17 protein-coding genes are annotated in these 15,549 nt (G+C 54.4%); 1 reads left to right on the top strand and 16 read right to left on the bottom strand.

Going from position 1 to position 15,549, the window contains the following annotated elements; translation table 11 throughout:
- The coding region (locus tag XYCOK13_RS00750; protein WP_213409931.1) for a hypothetical protein at nt 1–274 on the top strand (274 nt) is incomplete at its 5' end.
- Nucleotides 275–523: 249 nt separating this feature from the next.
- Here the strand turns inward: XYCOK13_RS00750 and lysS are convergent.
- The 16 genes from lysS to nadA all read right to left on the bottom strand — a co-directional run bounded on the left by lysS (nt 524) and on the right by nadA (nt 15,469).
- Nucleotides 524–2,026, bottom strand: a complete 1,503-nt coding sequence (gene lysS / locus XYCOK13_RS00745; RefSeq protein WP_213409930.1) for a lysine--tRNA ligase — start codon at nt 2,024–2,026, stop codon at nt 524–526.
- Nucleotides 2,027–2,160: 134 nt separating this feature from the next.
- Nucleotides 2,161–2,637 carry a transcription elongation factor GreA gene (gene greA / locus XYCOK13_RS00740; RefSeq protein ID WP_213409929.1) on the bottom strand — a complete coding sequence of 159 codons (477 nt, stop codon included), beginning with the start codon at nt 2,635–2,637 and terminating at the stop codon, nt 2,161–2,163.
- A gap of 212 nt (nt 2,638–2,849) precedes the next feature.
- Nucleotides 2,850–3,890, bottom strand: a complete 1,041-nt coding sequence (gene dusB, locus XYCOK13_RS00735; RefSeq protein ID WP_213409928.1) for a tRNA dihydrouridine synthase DusB — start codon at nt 3,888–3,890, stop codon at nt 2,850–2,852.
- A 6-nt stretch (nt 3,891–3,896) separates the two neighbouring features.
- Entirely contained in the window at nt 3,897–4,118 is a 222-nt protein-coding gene (locus tag XYCOK13_RS00730; RefSeq protein ID WP_213409927.1) for a helix-turn-helix domain-containing protein, read from the bottom strand.
- Nucleotides 4,070–4,603, bottom strand: a complete 534-nt coding sequence (gene folK / locus XYCOK13_RS00725; RefSeq protein ID WP_213409926.1) for a 2-amino-4-hydroxy-6-hydroxymethyldihydropteridine diphosphokinase — start codon at nt 4,601–4,603, stop codon at nt 4,070–4,072. Before folK ends, XYCOK13_RS00730 begins: the two co-directional genes overlap by 49 nt.
- On the bottom strand, nt 4,600–4,968 hold the full coding sequence (gene folB / locus XYCOK13_RS00720; RefSeq protein ID WP_213409925.1) for a dihydroneopterin aldolase: 369 nt from the start codon (nt 4,966–4,968) through the stop codon (nt 4,600–4,602). The genes folK and folB overlap by 4 nt, the downstream gene beginning before the upstream one ends.
- A 1-nt stretch (nt 4,969) precedes the next feature.
- The gene (gene folP / locus XYCOK13_RS00715) at nt 4,970–5,767 is read right to left on the bottom strand and encodes a dihydropteroate synthase (protein ID WP_244864917.1); all 798 of its coding nucleotides are present in this window, start codon (nt 5,765–5,767) and stop codon (nt 4,970–4,972) included.
- 116 nt (nt 5,768–5,883) lie between these two features.
- The gene (gene pabC, locus XYCOK13_RS00710; RefSeq protein ID WP_213409923.1) at nt 5,884–6,762 is read right to left on the bottom strand and encodes an aminodeoxychorismate lyase; all 879 of its coding nucleotides are present in this window, start codon (nt 6,760–6,762) and stop codon (nt 5,884–5,886) included.
- A gap of 8 nt (nt 6,763–6,770) precedes the next feature.
- Nucleotides 6,771–7,355 carry an aminodeoxychorismate/anthranilate synthase component II gene (gene pabA / locus XYCOK13_RS00705; RefSeq protein WP_213409922.1) on the bottom strand — a complete coding sequence of 195 codons (585 nt, stop codon included), beginning with the start codon at nt 7,353–7,355 and terminating at the stop codon, nt 6,771–6,773.
- Nucleotides 7,352–8,893, bottom strand: a complete 1,542-nt coding sequence (locus tag XYCOK13_RS00700; protein WP_213409935.1) for an anthranilate synthase component I family protein — start codon at nt 8,891–8,893, stop codon at nt 7,352–7,354. Before XYCOK13_RS00700 ends, pabA begins: the two co-directional genes overlap by 4 nt.
- Nucleotides 8,894–9,160: 267 nt before the next feature.
- Complete coding sequence (gene cysK / locus XYCOK13_RS00695) at nt 9,161–10,099, bottom strand: cysteine synthase A (RefSeq protein ID WP_213409921.1); 939 nt, start codon at nt 10,097–10,099, stop codon at nt 9,161–9,163.
- A 133-nt stretch (nt 10,100–10,232) separates the two neighbouring features.
- Nucleotides 10,233–11,096 carry an Hsp33 family molecular chaperone HslO gene (gene hslO / locus XYCOK13_RS00690; protein WP_213409920.1) on the bottom strand — a complete coding sequence of 288 codons (864 nt, stop codon included), beginning with the start codon at nt 11,094–11,096 and terminating at the stop codon, nt 10,233–10,235.
- A gap of 9 nt (nt 11,097–11,105) precedes the next feature.
- Nucleotides 11,106–11,876, bottom strand: a complete 771-nt coding sequence (locus XYCOK13_RS00685; protein ID WP_213409919.1) for a type III pantothenate kinase — start codon at nt 11,874–11,876, stop codon at nt 11,106–11,108.
- Nucleotides 11,873–12,742 carry a carboxylating nicotinate-nucleotide diphosphorylase gene (gene nadC / locus XYCOK13_RS00680; RefSeq protein WP_213409918.1) on the bottom strand — a complete coding sequence of 290 codons (870 nt, stop codon included), beginning with the start codon at nt 12,740–12,742 and terminating at the stop codon, nt 11,873–11,875. The genes XYCOK13_RS00685 and nadC overlap by 4 nt, the downstream gene beginning before the upstream one ends.
- A complete protein-coding gene (gene nadB, locus XYCOK13_RS00675) occupies nt 12,729–14,348 on the bottom strand; it encodes an L-aspartate oxidase (RefSeq protein ID WP_213409917.1) in 1,620 nt (539 codons plus the stop codon). The genes nadC and nadB overlap by 14 nt, the downstream gene beginning before the upstream one ends.
- 176 nt (nt 14,349–14,524) lie before the next feature.
- Entirely contained in the window at nt 14,525–15,469 is a 945-nt protein-coding gene (gene nadA / locus XYCOK13_RS00670) for a quinolinate synthase NadA (protein ID WP_213409916.1), read from the bottom strand.
- Nucleotides 15,470–15,549: the final 80 nt, after the last annotated feature.

The raw sequence follows: 15,549 nt of genomic DNA, 5'->3' as shown, positions 1-15,549 counted from the left end.
TGTTTCGATTCCAACGAATCGATTGTTTCGTTTCAACCATAATGGTTTCAACGAGGACGTTTACTCGCTGTTCAGTTTTCAAAGTGCGATCTGTTTCATTGTTCACCGCCGTTTCAGCGGCGACTTTATTAATATACCACAGATGAACTGGAATGTGCAAGTGTTTCTTTTTTCCACGTTCCACCCGTTTCTGCACGGACGGTCGTCATCGGGTACTAACCAGACGATCAAGGCCCATGGATTGCCGGTTAACGAGCACCTGATTCATCAATGACTCGTTTGAAGCGGCGAGAACTAATGTACCACATTCCACACAGCAATTGCAAGCACGAAGCCCTGTTACATTTTCCCATAGCACTCTTGTTTCGGCTTATGCACTGCAGCGGCAGATGAACCACCGCAACAAAATCAGCCTCTCATCCATCCAAAATTCGCACCTTTGATTCCACTCGCGCGGTCAGGCAAGCAAAAGAAGAAGCCCGAACACTTTGCAAGCTGTCGGACTTCTCTTGTCTGCCGCGCCTTATTCCGTACGCTCACGCATAAGCGGGAAAAGCAGCACGTCGCGGATCGATGGCGAATTCGTAAGCAGCATCACCAGCCGGTCGATGCCTATGCCGAGTCCGCCCGTTGGCGGGAGGCCAAATTCCAAAGCGCGGATAAAGTCCTCATCCATCATATGCGCTTCTTCATTGCCCTGCTCCCGTTCTTTCAGCTGCGCCTCGAAGCGCTCCCGCTGGTCAATCGGGTCATTCAACTCGGTGAACGCATTTGCATGCTCGCGGGCTACAATAAACAGCTCAAAGCGATCGGTGAAGCGCGGATCTTCCTCGCTTTTCTTCGCCAGAGGAGAGATTGCCACCGGATGCCCCATCACAAAAGTAGGCTGAATCAATGTAGACTCCACGAAGGTCTCGAAAAATTCATTGACGATATGCCCGTAGGTCATAGTCGGTTCGACTTTTACACGGTGCTCCTTGGCCAAGCGATGCGCCTCTTCATCGCTCATTTGCGGGCTAAAGTCCACACCCGTCACTTCACGAATGGCATCCACCATCGTGACACGACGCCAAGGCGAGCCTAGATCAACTTCGTGATCTCCATAGCGGATCGTCGTTGCACCCAGCACTTCCTGGGCAATGTGACGAATCAGATTTTCGGTCAGCTCCATAATATCCTTATAGTCGGCATAAGCTTCGTAAAGCTCAATCATCGTAAACTCCGGGTTGTGTCGGGTAGACACTCCTTCATTCCGATATACCCGTCCAATTTCGTAAACCTTCTCCAAGCCGCCCACAATTAGCCGCTTCAAATGCAATTCAATGGCAATACGCATATACAGCTGCATGTCCAACGCATTGTGATGTGTAATAAAAGGCTTCGCCGAGGCGCCCCCCGCAATCGCATGCATCGTTGGCGTTTCGACTTCCAGAAATCCGATGGAGTCCAGATAGCGACGCATCGATTGGATGATTTTCGAACGAAGAATGAAGGTTTGCTTCACTTCCGGATTCACAATCAAATCGAGGTACCGCTGGCGGTAGCGCAGCTCCACATCCTTCAAACCATGGAACTTCTCGGGCAACGGTATCAAAGACTTGGTCAATACTACAAGACTTGTCGCCTTCACTGAGGTTTCCCCTGTCTTCGTCTTGAATACCGTTCCTTCCACCCCGATCATATCGCCAATATCGAGCATGTCGTAGGCTTCAAACAGCGTATCGCCTACGGCGTCCTTGCGGACATAAATCTGTATTTTGCCAGTCATATCCTGAATATGCGCAAATCCGGCCTTCCCCATAGAGCGCTTTTGCATGATGCGGCCTGCAATCTTCACAACTGCCGGCTCAGCATCCAACGCCTCCTTGCTTTGGTCGCCATACTCATTCAGGATTTGATCGGCATGATGGGTGCGGTCAAACTTGCGGCCGAATGGATCTATACCTAGATCGCGAAGCTGCCCCAGCTTGTCCCTCCGAATTTGCAGCAGTTCATTGAGTTCAGTATCTTGCGTCAATCTATCCATCTCCTTCGTTAGATGACCCACAAAAGTGAAGTATAGCTTCGCAGCTTATTCCGAGTACTTTCGCGGGGCCTAGTCATGCAAAAAAGCTTCCGATGGAAGCTTTCCTGCGAATCATCCCGTCTTTCTGCACGACCTTATTTCTTGATATCCATGATTTTATACTGAATAATGCCGGCTGGAACGTTGACATCAACCGTGGAGCCTTTCTTCTTGCCGAGAATCGCTTTGCCAACGGGGCTCTCGTTGGAAATTTTGTTCTGTGACGGGTCGGATTCCGCTGTGCCCACGATGGTGTATTCGACCGTATCGCCGAACTCCAGATCCTTGAGAATGACCTTGGAGCCAATGTTCACCGTTTCCGTGTCAACTTCGTCATCGTTGATAATCCGCGCATTGCGAAGCATCTTCTCCAAAGTAATGACACGGCCTTCAATGAAGGCTTGCTCATTCTTCGCATCCTCGTATTCCGAGTTCTCGCTAATATCTCCATAGCCGATAGCCACTTTAATCCGCTCCGCCACTTCACGACGCTTCACGGATTTCAGGTTTTCGAGCTCTTCTTCGAGTTTTTTCAAGCCTTCCTGGGTTAAAATGACTTCCTTTTCGCTCATCTACAACTAACTCCCGTCGTGTGATATTTCGTGTTCCTTCCGTCTGGAACCACGAGCACATGTAAACTATATATATGATGGTAACCTGTCATGATGACAGGCCGCCCAATCCCTACGTGATGCCCTTTTTTATATTGCATGATTATATGGCATGCTTATGGAATTGTCAATGACGACCAACGTTGTAAATGGAAGCCGTTACTTATGGTCAATCAATGTACGGCGGCCTGCTCATCTACGGATTCATTGCGCATTAAGGAAGCGACAGCTTGATCCGCTTCAGCCTCCAGCTCCTGCACGAAGCTTTCCAGAATGCTGACCATCTGGTCCCGCTCTACTGCTTCCATGATAGCGTCCTTAATGCGTGCCGCGCCCTTCATCCCTTTCAAGTACCAGGCCATATGCTTGCGCATATCCTTCACCGCGACAGCCTCCGATTTCAAGGCAACGAGACGGTCCAAATGCAGGACAGCGATGCGCATCTTCTCGCGGGGCGTCGGCTCCGGCGGCAATGTGCCCTTGGTCAAATATTCGATCGTGCGGTAAAGCATCCAAGGATTGCCCAAAGCGGCACGACCGATCATGACGGCATCGCAGCCGGTATGATCCAGCATGCGCTTGGCGTCCTCCGGCTCGAACACATCGCCGTTGCCAATGACCGGAATACTCACGGCCTGCTTCACATCGCGGATAATATCCCAATTGGCCTTGCCTGTATACATCTGCTCACGGGTACGGCCGTGCACGGAGACAGCCTTGCCGCCAGCGCGTTCCACCGCGCGGGCATTTTCGATCGCATAGATATGCTCGGCATCCCAACCAATGCGCATCTTGACCGTAACCGGCTTATTCACCGCTTCCACGACAGCCGAGACCATCTCCTCGATTTTGTTCGGATCTAGCAGCCATCTGGCGCCTGCATCACACTTCGTAATCTTCGGGACCGGACAGCCCATATTAATGTCGATAATATCCGCGTTCGTCTGCTGATCGACTACTTTCGCAGCCTCCACCAACGAAGCTTTATCCCCGCCAAAAATCTGCAGGCTTAGCGGCTTCTCCCGTTCATCCACATAAAGCATCTCCAGGGTACGTTTGTTGCGGTGCAAAATGGCCTTGTCGCTGACCATCTCTGCGCAGACAAGACCGGTGCCGAATTCCTTGGCGATCAAGCGAAAGGCCGGATTGCACACCCCCGCCATCGGCGCCAGTACCACTCTATTCTTGAAGGTTATATCCCCGATTTGGAACATCCTGAATCACCCTTTCTCGCCATTCGTCGTATCGGTCAGTTCCTCATAATCAATTCCGAGCACATCCGATACGCGCTTTAACATCTGGACGTCCGGCTTGCGTGTCCCCCGCTCAATGGCGCCCAACACGCCGATCGACACGCCCAGAGAGTCAGCCAGCTCGCTCTGTGTATATCCTTTCAATTTGCGGAATGCACGGATGCGCCTGGCCAATGCATATGCGTCCATAACTCAACGCCTCCCTCATCGTCCATTGTCTCCATTCGTTTCCTCAACCATGTATTCAAAGAAGGGTCATGGTCTGCTATATCTAGTAGCGGTATGAGGACAAACGGCCTTTCTGCCATGCGCGGATGAGGGATGGTCAGTTCATCGGTAGTGAGCGTTACCCCGGACCAATGCAAAATATCGAGATCAAGCGTTCGCGGCCCCCATCGCTCATCCCGGACTCGACCATGCTTGCGTTCAATCGCCATCAGCATATGAAGCAGATCCATAGGAGGCAAATCCGTTCGAAGCATAGCGGCCATATTTAAAAAAGACGGTTGATCCACATAACCGACTGGAGCCGTTTCATATACCGGCGAACAACGGACAACCTCGCAACGCGCGTGTGCATCCATATCGGCCAGCGCCTGCTTCAAATACCCGAGCCGATCACCCATATTCGAGCCTAACCCTACGTATACGCCGCTTGCTGTCTGGAAACTCATCGCTCGTCCTTCTTCCGCCGCATCTCCACCGTCATGCCCGCAAACTTCATATCCACAGGCGGATGCGGTTTGGTTACGCGAACCGTCAATTCATTGACTATAGTATAAGTGTCCAATACCCGAGATGCAATACGCTCTGCCAGCGCTTCGACGAGCTGCACGGATTCCCCCTCAACCACGTCCTTCACCGTCTGGTACACTTCCGCATAATTAACAGTCCGCTCCAAAGCATCCGTCTGTCCGGCGGCACGCAAATCGGCATAAAGAACCAAATCCACATAAAACCGTTGACCCAGCTTCCTTTCCTCCGCAAACACCCCGTGATAGCCATAAAACTGCATGCCGGTTAATTCTATCTTGTCCATGCTATCGCTTCCTTTCCCTGTGTCCATCCTCATGTCTTGCCGCAGCAAGCATAGCATCCGCCATCCGCACGGCCTTGCTCATCTCCCCAACTTCATGCACCCGAACGGCGGCGCATCCCTGCATAATCCCGTACACTAAGGTTGCCGCCGTACCCGCTTCAATCTGATCGACAGGCAAATCCAGGGTGCGCCAAATCATCGACTTGCGCGAGGAGGCCAGCAATACCGGGTAGCCCATTGCGGTGATGCGGGACAAATGATTCATAAGCAGCAAATTCTGTTCAGTCGACTTGGCAAAGCCGATTCCGGGGTCCAGCCATATGCGACTCGGATCTGCGCCCGCTTCCATGGCCGCATCGGCCATCCTTTGCAAGTCGGCGCATACATCCTCGACAAAATTCGCATATACCGCCCGTTCCCGATTATGCGTAAGAATAATCGGGCAGTCGTACGCCGCCGCAACGCGAAGCAGCTCGGGATCGCGAAGTCCGCCCCATACATCGTTCAGCACATGCGCTCCCGCTTCCAGAGCCTGCCGCGCAACCTCCGCCTTATACGTATCGACAGAAATCGGCACCGGCAACTTGCTGGCTGCGAGCGCACGAATGACCGGAATGACCCGGTTCAGCTCTTCCTTCAAGCCGACTGCCGTTGCGCCCGGCCGGGTGGATTCCCCGCCTACATCAATCCAGTCGGCTCCTTCCGCTACCATATCATGCGCCCGCCGGACAGCTGATTCCAACGTGTTGTACCTGCCGCCGTCGGAGAAGGAATCCGGCGTCACGTTCAAAATCCCCATTATCAGCGTTTTTTCCCCTGTACGAAGCTCAAGGTCGCCGCACGGGATCGTACGGACGGCTCGGGGACGCCGTATCGCCTCGAAAGAATAAGTGTATGGAGCTGCCTCGTCTGTACTCATGCTTCCTGCCTCGCTTTCTTCCGGTAAGCCCGCAGCAGCCGATCTGTAATGGCGCCGATGCGCCCATTGCCGACCTGGCGGCTCTCTCCCTCCCTGCTGCGCAAGGAAGTGATCGGGACCAGCTCCTGAATGGAGTTCGTCATAAATACTTCGTCTGCGGCCGCCAGCTGCTGCCAGCTATAATATCCCGTCTCAAGCGGAATACTCATCTCGCGGCATAAGTCCATCACAGCCTCCCGGGTAATGCCTGGGAGAATGCCTGTATCCACAGCAGGGGTAAAGCACGTCCCATCCCGCAGAAAAAATAGATTGCTCACAATTCCTTCAGCCAAATGCCCGCGCTCTGACAAAAACAAGCCTTCCACGCGCCCGCCTTCCGGCCTGGCCGCGAGCTCCCGTTTGCCCAAGACGCTGTTCATGTAATGGAATGATTTATACCGTTCCGCGCCTTCTGGCGTGTTCCGTACTGTTCGCAGCTCTTGAAGCGCCATGCCTCGATCATACAGCTCATCCGCCACTGGAGGCAGCGGCTTCACATAGAGGATAACGGTCGGCTGGGCATACGGTTCTGTCTGCAAGCCAAGCGGCCCTGTGCCCGCTGAAACAGACAGACGAAAATATCCGTCCTCCAGCCTATTGGCTTCCAGCAGCTGTCCAACCGTCTGCTCGATTATTTGGCGTCCGTAAGGCATAGCAATGTCCAGCTCGCGAAGGCCTCCGGCCATGCGCTCCAAATGCTTGTCCAGCAAAAACGGCTTGCCTGCATAGGTGCGGAACGTTTCGAAAAATCCGAGTCCGTACAGAAAGCCGTGATCATATGCTGAGATCACGGCATCCTTCTCGTCTATGAATTGTCCGTTCAACCAAATTTGCATCGGTCTGCTCACCCCTGTGCAACAGCGCCAGCCCGGTCAATGAAATTCCGCAGCATCGTCTTCCCATGGTCGGTAATGATCGACTCCGGATGGAATTGAACGCCTTCGATAGGGAATTCCTTATGCCGCAATCCCATGATCTCCCCTTCTTCCGTGTAGGCGCTAATTTCCAAGCAGTCCGGAAGCGTCTCTCTTCGCACAATCAAAGAATGATAGCGGGTCGCCGTGAAAGGGGTCGGCAATCCCGCAAAGATCGTCTTGCCGTCATGATAGATGGGCGAGGTCTTCCCGTGCATCAGTCGTTCCGCCCGTACGACCTCGCCGCCGAATACCTGTCCGATAGACTGGTGCCCGAGACAGACACCGAGAATCGGGATTTCCCCCTTAAATCGTTCAATGAGAGACAGGCTGATGCCCGCCTCGTTAGGCGTACATGGTCCCGGCGAAATCAATAGTTGATCCGGCTTCATCGCAGCAATCTCTTCCAAGGTGATGTCGTCATTGCGGCGCACCTGCACCTCTTCGCCCAGCTCCCCCAAATACTGCACCAGGTTGTACGTGAAGGAATCATAGTTATCGATTACGAGAATCATACCATTGCGCCTCCTTTGTGGCGTAAGCCCGATTTTTGCCAAGCTGCAAACTGTTCACTGTATTGAATAGCCTTCCATAAAGCCTTCGCTTTATGAATGGATTCCTGATACTCTCTATGCGGTATGGAGTCGATGACAATGCCGGCGCCAGCCTGAATATGGCCGATGCCTTCGGACGCTACCAGCGTACGTATAAGTATATTAAATTCCATATCGCCGTTGTAGTCAATCCATCCCAAGGAACCCGTATAGGGTCCGCGCCGCACCGGCTCCAGCTCCTCAATGATTTCCATCGTGCGAATCTTGGGCGCGCCCGTAATCGTTCCTCCGGGAAAGGTCGCCGCCAGCACGTCAAAGGAATCCTTCCCTTCGGCCAGCTCTCCCCTCACCTCAGACACAAGATGCATCACGTGGGAATATTGTTCAATCACCATGAAATCATCGACGCGAACCGTACCGTAACGGGAAATGCGCCCCAAGTCATTGCGCTCCAGGTCTACCAGCATAACGTGCTCCGCCCGCTCCTTCTCGGTTGCCAGCAGCTCTTCCCTCATCCGGGCATCCTCAGCCTCATTCTGCCCCCTGCGCCGAGTTCCGGCAATCGGCCGCGTGCTGATGACGTTGCCCTGCCGCTTCACAAGCAATTCGGGCGAGGCCGAAACCAGCTGGAAATTGCCTGCATTGAAATATCCCATATAGGGGGAAGGATTGAGCAGGCGCAGCCATTCATACAGCTCTTGGGGCGAGGCAGCCAATTCGCGGCTCTGGCGCAGCGACAGGTTCACCTGAAATACATCGCCCTGCGCGATATAGGCCTGGATGCGCCGCACCGCTTCTTCGTAATCCGATTTGGGGAAGGCGCGAAGGATGCCTTCCATGGCATCTACATCAATGTGCAGCCCTTCCTTGTCCACTTGTTCGCGATACCATAGTCGGCGAGCCTCTGCCGCCTGCTTGGCCTGCTTGCACCATCGTTCCCACTGCGTCTTCATGCGCTGTACCCGCGCTGCCGCTTCTGACCAGCCATCAGTCAGGTCTGCCGCGGATTGAGAAGCGCTGCCATGCACCGAACAAAACAGTCTGGACTCCTGCTGATCAATTATCCACACTTCGTTGAAGCGGAAAAGAACGTAGTCCGGAAGCCCCAGATCATCTTCTGCAAGTACAGGCAGCCGCTCGATAGAACGCACCACGTCATAGGCCCAATACCCCGCAGCACCGCCCAACCATGGCGGAAGCCCATGCAAGCGAGGAGAGCGGTGAGGCGAAAGCCACTGCTTGGTGAGCGCTAGCGGAGAGCCGGTCAGCTCTCTTACCTCGCCTGCTTCCAAATCCGTCACAATGGCTCGGTCCCCCTTGCCGCGAATGACGGAAACGGGATTGGCGCCCAGAAACGTGTACCGGCCGCCCTTGCCGCTTTCCAGAAGCACATGGCAGCTGTCCGCTTCCTTCCATACCGCTTCCCAGCTATCCGGGCTGCCATCTGCAAGCAGAGGGAAATCCTCTACATAAGGAAGCGCCGTATAGCCATCCTCCATCCAAGCCCGCCAATCTTCCCGGGTGACCCACGCTCTGGCTTCACGTTCCACGTTGCTTTTCGTCCTTTCCGCTAAAGTCTTATGCGTATCATATCAGAATTAAGGGACATTGCAAGCCCTTATGCCTGGTGTATCTTGTTGGAAACAGACATATGGCCGCCGACCAACGCTGTGCTTGCCCGTCCACCGCCTGCCTCTTTGATCCGCTTCCCCGTCTATGAAAAAGCGCCCCCCACTTTCGTGGAGGGCGCGCGATGAACGCCGTGATTACTGCTCGAACTGATACAACGGCGTGCTGAGGTAACGTTCTCCGTTGGATGGAAGCACTGCTACCACGCGCTTGCCTTTGCCAAGCTCTTTCGCCACTTTCAGTGCGGCGAAGATGGCTGCGCCAGAAGAAATACCGCCGAGAATGCCTTCTTCCCTAGCTACCCTGCGGGAGGTCTCGAACGCTTCCTCATTGTCAACGGCAATAACGCCATCATAGATTTCTGTGTTCAGGATGTCCGGTACAAAGCCGGCGCCAATCCCCTGAATCTTGTGCGGTCCAGGCTTGCCGCCGGACAGAACAGGAGAAGCAGATGGCTCAATCGCATAAATCTTGATGTTCGGGAAGTTTTGCTTCAACACTTCGCCGGCTCCTGTAATCGTACCGCCAGTGCCGATACCGGAGATGAAGGCGTCCAGCTTGCCGTCATGGTCATTGATCGCTTGTACGATTTCCGGTCCTGTGGTCTCGCGGTGAATCTTCACGTTCGCCTGGTTCTTGAACTGCTGCGGCATGAAGTAATCCGGATTTTCCGCTTGAAGCTCTTCCGCGCGCTTGATAGCGCCCTTCATACCTTCGGCTCCCGGTGTCAGTACCAGCTCGGCACCGTAAGCGCGCAGCAGGTTGCGGCGCTCCATGCTCATCGTTTCCGGCATAACGAGAATCGCTTTGTAGCCTTTAGCTGCAGCTACCATAGCGAGACCGATGCCAGTATTTCCGCTGGTCGGCTCAATAATGGTCGAGCCCGGCTTCAGCAGACCTTCTTTCTCCGCTACCTCTACCATGCTGATCGCAATCCGGTCCTTGACGCTAGAGCCCGGGTTTTGATACTCCAGCTTCACATAAATTTCCGCACTGTCCTCGGGCACTACCCGGTTCAAGCGAACCAATGGAGTGTCGCCGATAAGTTGCGTTACGTTTTGTACGAGTTTTGCCATCTTGATCCCTCCCATAATGATACGGCGGTTTATGCAGGAACCGTCGTCCCGTATTAATCCGAGTAATCTAATCGGTTTTATCCTGCCTCTAGCTTATCAACCGGATGAATCCTTGTCAATACAGATTTTCCTCTCAGCTCTTGGCCAGTTCAGCCAGCTCATCCCCCGTGAACCGATGCGGCTCGTTGCAAAAGTGGCAGATCACCTCTGCACCGTCATCCTCGCGCCGCATGCTTTCCAGCTCCTCCTTGCCCAAGCTGCGCAGCATGCCTTCCACCCGCTCCCGGGAGCATCGGCATTGGAATCGAACTTCCTGCTCCCCCAGTACCTGAAAGGTCGGAACAATCTGTTTCACAATTTGCTCCAAGCTCTCACCGCGATCAAGCAGCTCGGTAATCGGCCGGACTTGCGACAGATGCTTTTCGATTTCGGCAATTCGCTCATCGCTTAGACCCGGCAGCAATTGAATAATAAAGCCGCCTGCCGCGCGGATCGTCTCATCCGGATTGATCAGCACGCCAAGCGCCACGGCGGACGGCGTCTGCTCAGACTTGGCGAAGTAGTAAGTGAAGTCCTCGCCAAGCTCGCCGGATACGATCGGCACGCTGCCCCGATAAGGCTCCCGCATTCTGAGATCCTTGATGACATACAGATAGCCCTGCGTGCCAACCGCCCCTGCCACGTCGAACTTACCTAGTGCATTCGGGTCCAAGTCGACATGCGGATGATCCACATACGCTCTCACTTCGCCATGAGCATTCGCGTCCACCACGATTTGTCCGATAGGCCCGTCGCCCTGAATGCGAATGGTCACGTTCTCCTCGCCTTTCATCAGCCCGCCGATCATCAGTCCGGCAGCGGCTGCCCTTCCCATTGCCGCTGTAGCTGTCGGCCATGTATCTTGCCGTCTCCGCAGTTCCTCGATAACCCCGGTGCACTGAACCGCAATCGCCCTGACTGTGCCGTCCTCAGCGGTACCTCGAATCATTTTATCCATGTTCCCTTGTCACCCCCTGTTGCGCTTGTAAATGACTTGCAAGCCTTGCAATGTAAGCAGTCCGTTCACCATTTCAATCGTACGCGATTCCCCTGCAATCAAATCAGCCAGACCGCCAGTGGCGATCACGCGCGGGTTCGTGCCGTATTCCTCGCGGATGCGATCCACAATCCCGTCCACCTGACCGGCATAACCGTAAATAATGCCCGCCTGCATGGAACTGACCGGATTGCGCCCGACAACCCCGCTCTTCGGCTTTATCAGCTCAATGCGCGGCAGTTTGGCCGCCCGCTGATACAAGGCCTCTGTAGAAATGCCGATGCCCGGTGCGATTGCGCCGCCCAAATAATGGCCCTGCTCATCAATGTAGTCAAAGGTCGTCGCCGTGCCGAAGTCAACCACTATAAGCGGAGGGCCATACAGCTCGATCGCTGCCACAGCATTGACGATGCGGTCAGCACCTACCTCCCGAGGGTTCTCGTACTTGATATTGAGTCCGGTCTTAATGCCCGGTCCAACAATCAGCGGCGTCTGCTTTAAGTATTTCTCGCTGAGCGTTTCCAATACAAACATTAGCGGGGGCACGACGGATGAGATAATGACCCCTTCAATCTGATCCGTGCCGATGCCGGCGTGGTTGAACAAGCTGTGTATGGTCATGCCGTATTCGTCCACGGTGGCGGAACGATTGGTGCTGAGCCGCCAATGATGAAGCAGCTGATCCTCCTCATACAACCCCAGCACAATATTGGTATTGCCCACATCAATAACCAGATTCATATCCGTCTCTCCTTCCGCTCATTCAAGTCGAGACTAATATCGAGCGTCGATACCGAAGCAGTCAGTCCGCCTGCGCTTATGACGTCTACTCCGGTTTCGGCAATGGCCCGAACCGTATCCAGCGTCACCCCGCCGGAAGCCTCAATCACCACATGCGGCGCCTGCTCCCGAATACGCGCAACGGCTGCGCGCATGTCCGCAAGCGGCATATTGTCGAGCATAATAATATCCGCCCCTGCCTGCAGCGCCTGTTCGACTTCATGCGCCTGTTCGACTTCCACCTCAATCTTCATCGTATGCGGGATGGCCGCACGCGCCGCTTGGACAGCTGCCTCAATGCCTCCGGCTGCCTTAATGTGGTTGTCTTTAATCATGACAGCATCATATAAGCCAAACCGATGGTTGTGTGCGCCGCCTACCCGAACTGCATATTTCTCCAAGAGTCTATGCCCAGGCGTCGTCTTGCGCGTATCCACCACCCGCACCGGCAAGCCCTCCACAGCTTCCGCGAACCTTCTGCTCTTCGTGGCAATGCCTGACATGCGCTGCAGCAGATTTAGCGCCAGCCGCTCTCCAAGCAGCAGGCTTCTGGCAGAGCCTTCTGCTTCGGCAATAATGTCGCCGACCCTTAACGGGTCTCCATCCTGCATAAGCGCGCGGAAGGAGATCGACGGGTCCACTTCGTGAAACACCCATTGGGCAACCTCCACTCCGGCCAACACACCCTCCTGCTTTGCATGGATGATGGCCTTCGCTTGGGTCTCGCGCGGCACAACCGAATCGGTTGTGACATCCCCTGTTCCGATATCCTCCATCAGCCATTCCTGAATCATGCGGCGCACCGCATGTTGATTAGATGCCTTCATCGATGATCCGCTCCTCCGTTAATCCCTTGTCCCGCTGCAGTACAATATGCTTGCGCCAGACCTGGTCATTCCGCTCCGGAAAGTCCTCGCGGAAGTGGCCGCCTCGACTCTCTTCGCGAGCGAGTGCCGCTTGTCCGGTCAGCTGTGCCGTGGTCAGCATGTTGGCAAACTCATATTCCTCTCTGCGAGTCAGACATGATTGGAAAATCGGCAGCTGACGGCTTAGCTCATCCAGCGCTTTCTGCAAATCCTTGCCGTTGCGCTTCAAACCGACGAACCGCAGCATAATCTTCTGCAGCTTCAGCCTCCTCTCGACAACTGCCTGTACAGGCACATCCTTGCGCCCTTCCTGTACGACCAGCTCCCCGAGCCCTTCCCGTTCCGGCAGCTGTGCAATACGATTGACAATGCGCTGACCATACACGATCGCTTCCGACAAGGAGTTGCTTGCGAGGCGGTTAGCCCCGTGCACACCGGTATTGGACACCTCGCCGCAGGCGAACAGGCGCTTGATGGACGTCTCCCCGTTCAGATCGGTCTTGACGCCGCCCATCATATAATGGGCGGCCGGTGCAACAGGAATCCAGTCCGAAGTCAAATCGAGACCGTACTTCAGGCAAAATTCGAAGATCGTCGGGAAGCGCTGCCGTATCCATTCTTCCGGTTGATGGGTGATATCGATATAGACGAACGTGGACTTCGTTGCTTCCATCTCCGACACAATGGCGCGGGCCACGATATCGCGCGGGGCCAGTTCCTGCTGGGGATGGTAGCGTTCCATGAAGCGTTCCCCCTTGATATTCCGAAGCACCGCACCTTCCCCTCGTACGGCCTCGGAAATCAGAAAGCGCGGAGCGCCCGGATAGCACAGGGAAGTCGGGTGGAATTGGATAAATTCCACATCGCGAATTTCCGCGCCAGCCCGGTACGCCATGGCTATACCGTCCGCTGTCGCAATATCCGGATTTGTCGTATAGCGATACAGCTGACCGGCTCCGCCTGCACACAGGATAGTCGCTTGGCTGCGTACAAAAACCCGGCTGCCGTCCGGCTTCTGCACCAGCGCTCCGGCACACTCTCCCTCATGCGTAATCAAATCGATGACAAAGTGGTCGTCCCACACCTCGATCTGGCTTCTGTTCTTCACAATTTCATTCAGCGCACGCACCACTTCGGCTCCCGTGGCATCGCCATGCGCATGCAGGATGCGGCGATGACTGTGCGCCCCTTCCTTCGTGAGCGCGATTTCCCCGTTCTCTTCATCGAACTGCGTGCCGAGACGCATCAGTTCCCGAACAAGCTCAGGTCCTTCGTGCACCAGCACGTCCACCGCTTCTTGCGAGCAAAGTCCTGCCCCAGCGATAAGCGTATCCTGGCGATGATAGGCGGGGGAGTCATCTTCCGCCAATACAGCGGCAATCCCTCCTTGAGCATATTGGGTATTGCTGTCGTACATGGACTTCTTCGTTATCATCAGCACCGGCTGGTGATCGCTGGCTTTGATTGCTGTGAACAAGCCCGCGATCCCTGCACCAATCACCAAACAAGAAGTCTCGACCTGGGGCAATTCCTTGAGATCAAAATCGACCAAATATCGAGGGATCATTCTCATCGCCTGCTTTCTCTATCCGAAGTCTGTAGCTTTTTATGTATGAGTTCGTACCGATACCATCTATGATCGAAAAAGAGAGAGGCTTCCAGGAAGCCTCCCATTCAGCATGATTGTTCGCAGCCCAAGCATTCCCACCTATGAAAGTGTGCGCTGCATGCGATGTTGCTCGCTTATTTCCCCGCAACTTCAAGCATCCGTTCCAGCGAGCGCCGCGCCTTGTCGGCCACCGCTGTCGGAACATAGATTTGCGGCGACATGTTCTCCAGACATTTCACCAGCTTCTTCAGGTTGTTCACCTTCATATTCGGGCACACCAGGAACTTGCTGGCGAAGTGAAATGTCTTGTTCGGGCTGTCGAGCCTGAGCTGATACCCGGTGCCGTCTTCCGTTCCGACAATAAATTCCTGCTTATCGGATTCGCGGCAGTATTTAATAATGGCTGTTGTGCTGCCAACAAAGTCCGCCATCGCCACAACCTCGGGACGGCACTCCGGATGGACGACGAACTCAGCGTTCGGATACTGCGCCCGCATCTCTTCAACATCCTTCACCGTCAGCATGTCATGCGTATTGCAGTACCCTTCCCATATGATCATTTTCTTATCTGTGTGCTGCTGCACGTAGTGGCCCAAATTTTTGTCCGGGCACCAAATGACCGTATCGCTGTCCACGGAGTTGACGATTTTCACCGCGTTGGCCGATGTACAGACAATGTCGGTTTCAGCCTTCACATCCGCCGTCGAGTTAATATAAGTTACCACCGGCACGCCAGGATGCTGAGCCTTCAGCTTGCGCAGCCCGTCCGCATTGACCATGTCCGCCATCGGGCACCCCGCCCGTTCGTCCGGGATAATAACCGTCTTGTTCGGGGCCAAGATCTTGGCGCTTTCACCCATAAAGTGCACGCCGCAAAAAACAATCACATCGGCATCCGTGGATGCGGCTTTTTGTGCCAGCAAAAATGAATCTCCGCGGAAATCCGCCACTTCCTGTATTTCATCGCGCTGATAATAATGTGCGAGAATGATGGCATTGCGCTCCTTCTTCAGTTGCAGCAGCCGTTCCTTCAGCTCGGCGTCACGCTCCGCTTTACGTTCCAACGCTAGTGCTTCCATGCGGACCGCCCTCCCTTTTGATTTGACAGTGTTTGTGAAAATAAGCACATAAATGAGTCAGGCCATGAAATAGTATGGGG

Origin of the sequence: Xylanibacillus composti (genome assembly GCF_018403685.1) — a bacterium.
Classification (GTDB): Bacteria; Bacillota; Bacilli; order Paenibacillales; family K13; genus Xylanibacillus; species Xylanibacillus composti.
The sequence above is the reverse complement of the archived record's forward strand: the minus strand, read 5'-3'. Positions and strand labels throughout refer to the sequence as shown.

Bases quoted from the DNA above. Each gene is read 5' to 3' on its own strand.
- cysK (WP_213409921.1), bottom strand. From the start codon at position 10,099: ATGGCAAAACTCGTACAAAACGTAACGCAACTTATCGGCGACACTCCA.
- nadA (WP_213409916.1), bottom strand. From the start codon at position 15,469: ATGGAAGCACTAGCGTTGGAACGTAAAGCGGAGCGTGACGCCGAGCTG.
- XYCOK13_RS00700 (WP_213409935.1), bottom strand. From the start codon at position 8,893: ATGGAGGATGGCTATACGGCGCTTCCTTATGTAGAGGATTTCCCTCTG.
- folK (WP_213409926.1), bottom strand. From the start codon at position 4,603: ATGAGTTTCCAGACAGCAAGCGGCGTATACGTAGGGTTAGGCTCGAAT.
- nadB (WP_213409917.1), bottom strand. From the start codon at position 14,348: ATGATCCCTCGATATTTGGTCGATTTTGATCTCAAGGAATTGCCCCAG.
- pabC (WP_213409923.1), bottom strand. From the start codon at position 6,762: ATGCAAATTTGGTTGAACGGACAATTCATAGACGAGAAGGATGCCGTG.
- XYCOK13_RS00730 (WP_213409927.1), bottom strand. From the start codon at position 4,118: ATGGACGCATATGCATTGGCCAGGCGCATCCGTGCATTCCGCAAATTG.
- XYCOK13_RS00685 (WP_213409919.1), bottom strand. From the start codon at position 11,876: ATGAATCTGGTTATTGATGTGGGCAATACCAATATTGTGCTGGGGTTG.
- nadC (WP_213409918.1), bottom strand. From the start codon at position 12,742: ATGAAGGCATCTAATCAACATGCGGTGCGCCGCATGATTCAGGAATGG.
- pabA (WP_213409922.1), bottom strand. From the start codon at position 7,355: ATGATTCTCGTAATCGATAACTATGATTCCTTCACGTACAACCTGGTG.
- folP (WP_244864917.1), bottom strand. From the start codon at position 5,767: ATGGGGATTTTGAACGTGACGCCGGATTCCTTCTCCGACGGCGGCAGG.
- folB (WP_213409925.1), bottom strand. From the start codon at position 4,968: ATGGACAAGATAGAATTAACCGGCATGCAGTTTTATGGCTATCACGGG.
- lysS (WP_213409930.1), bottom strand. From the start codon at position 2,026: ATGGATAGATTGACGCAAGATACTGAACTCAATGAACTGCTGCAAATT.
- dusB (WP_213409928.1), bottom strand. From the start codon at position 3,890: ATGTTCCAAATCGGGGATATAACCTTCAAGAATAGAGTGGTACTGGCG.
- hslO (WP_213409920.1), bottom strand. From the start codon at position 11,096: ATGGATAAAATGATTCGAGGTACCGCTGAGGACGGCACAGTCAGGGCG.
- greA (WP_213409929.1), bottom strand. From the start codon at position 2,637: ATGAGCGAAAAGGAAGTCATTTTAACCCAGGAAGGCTTGAAAAAACTC.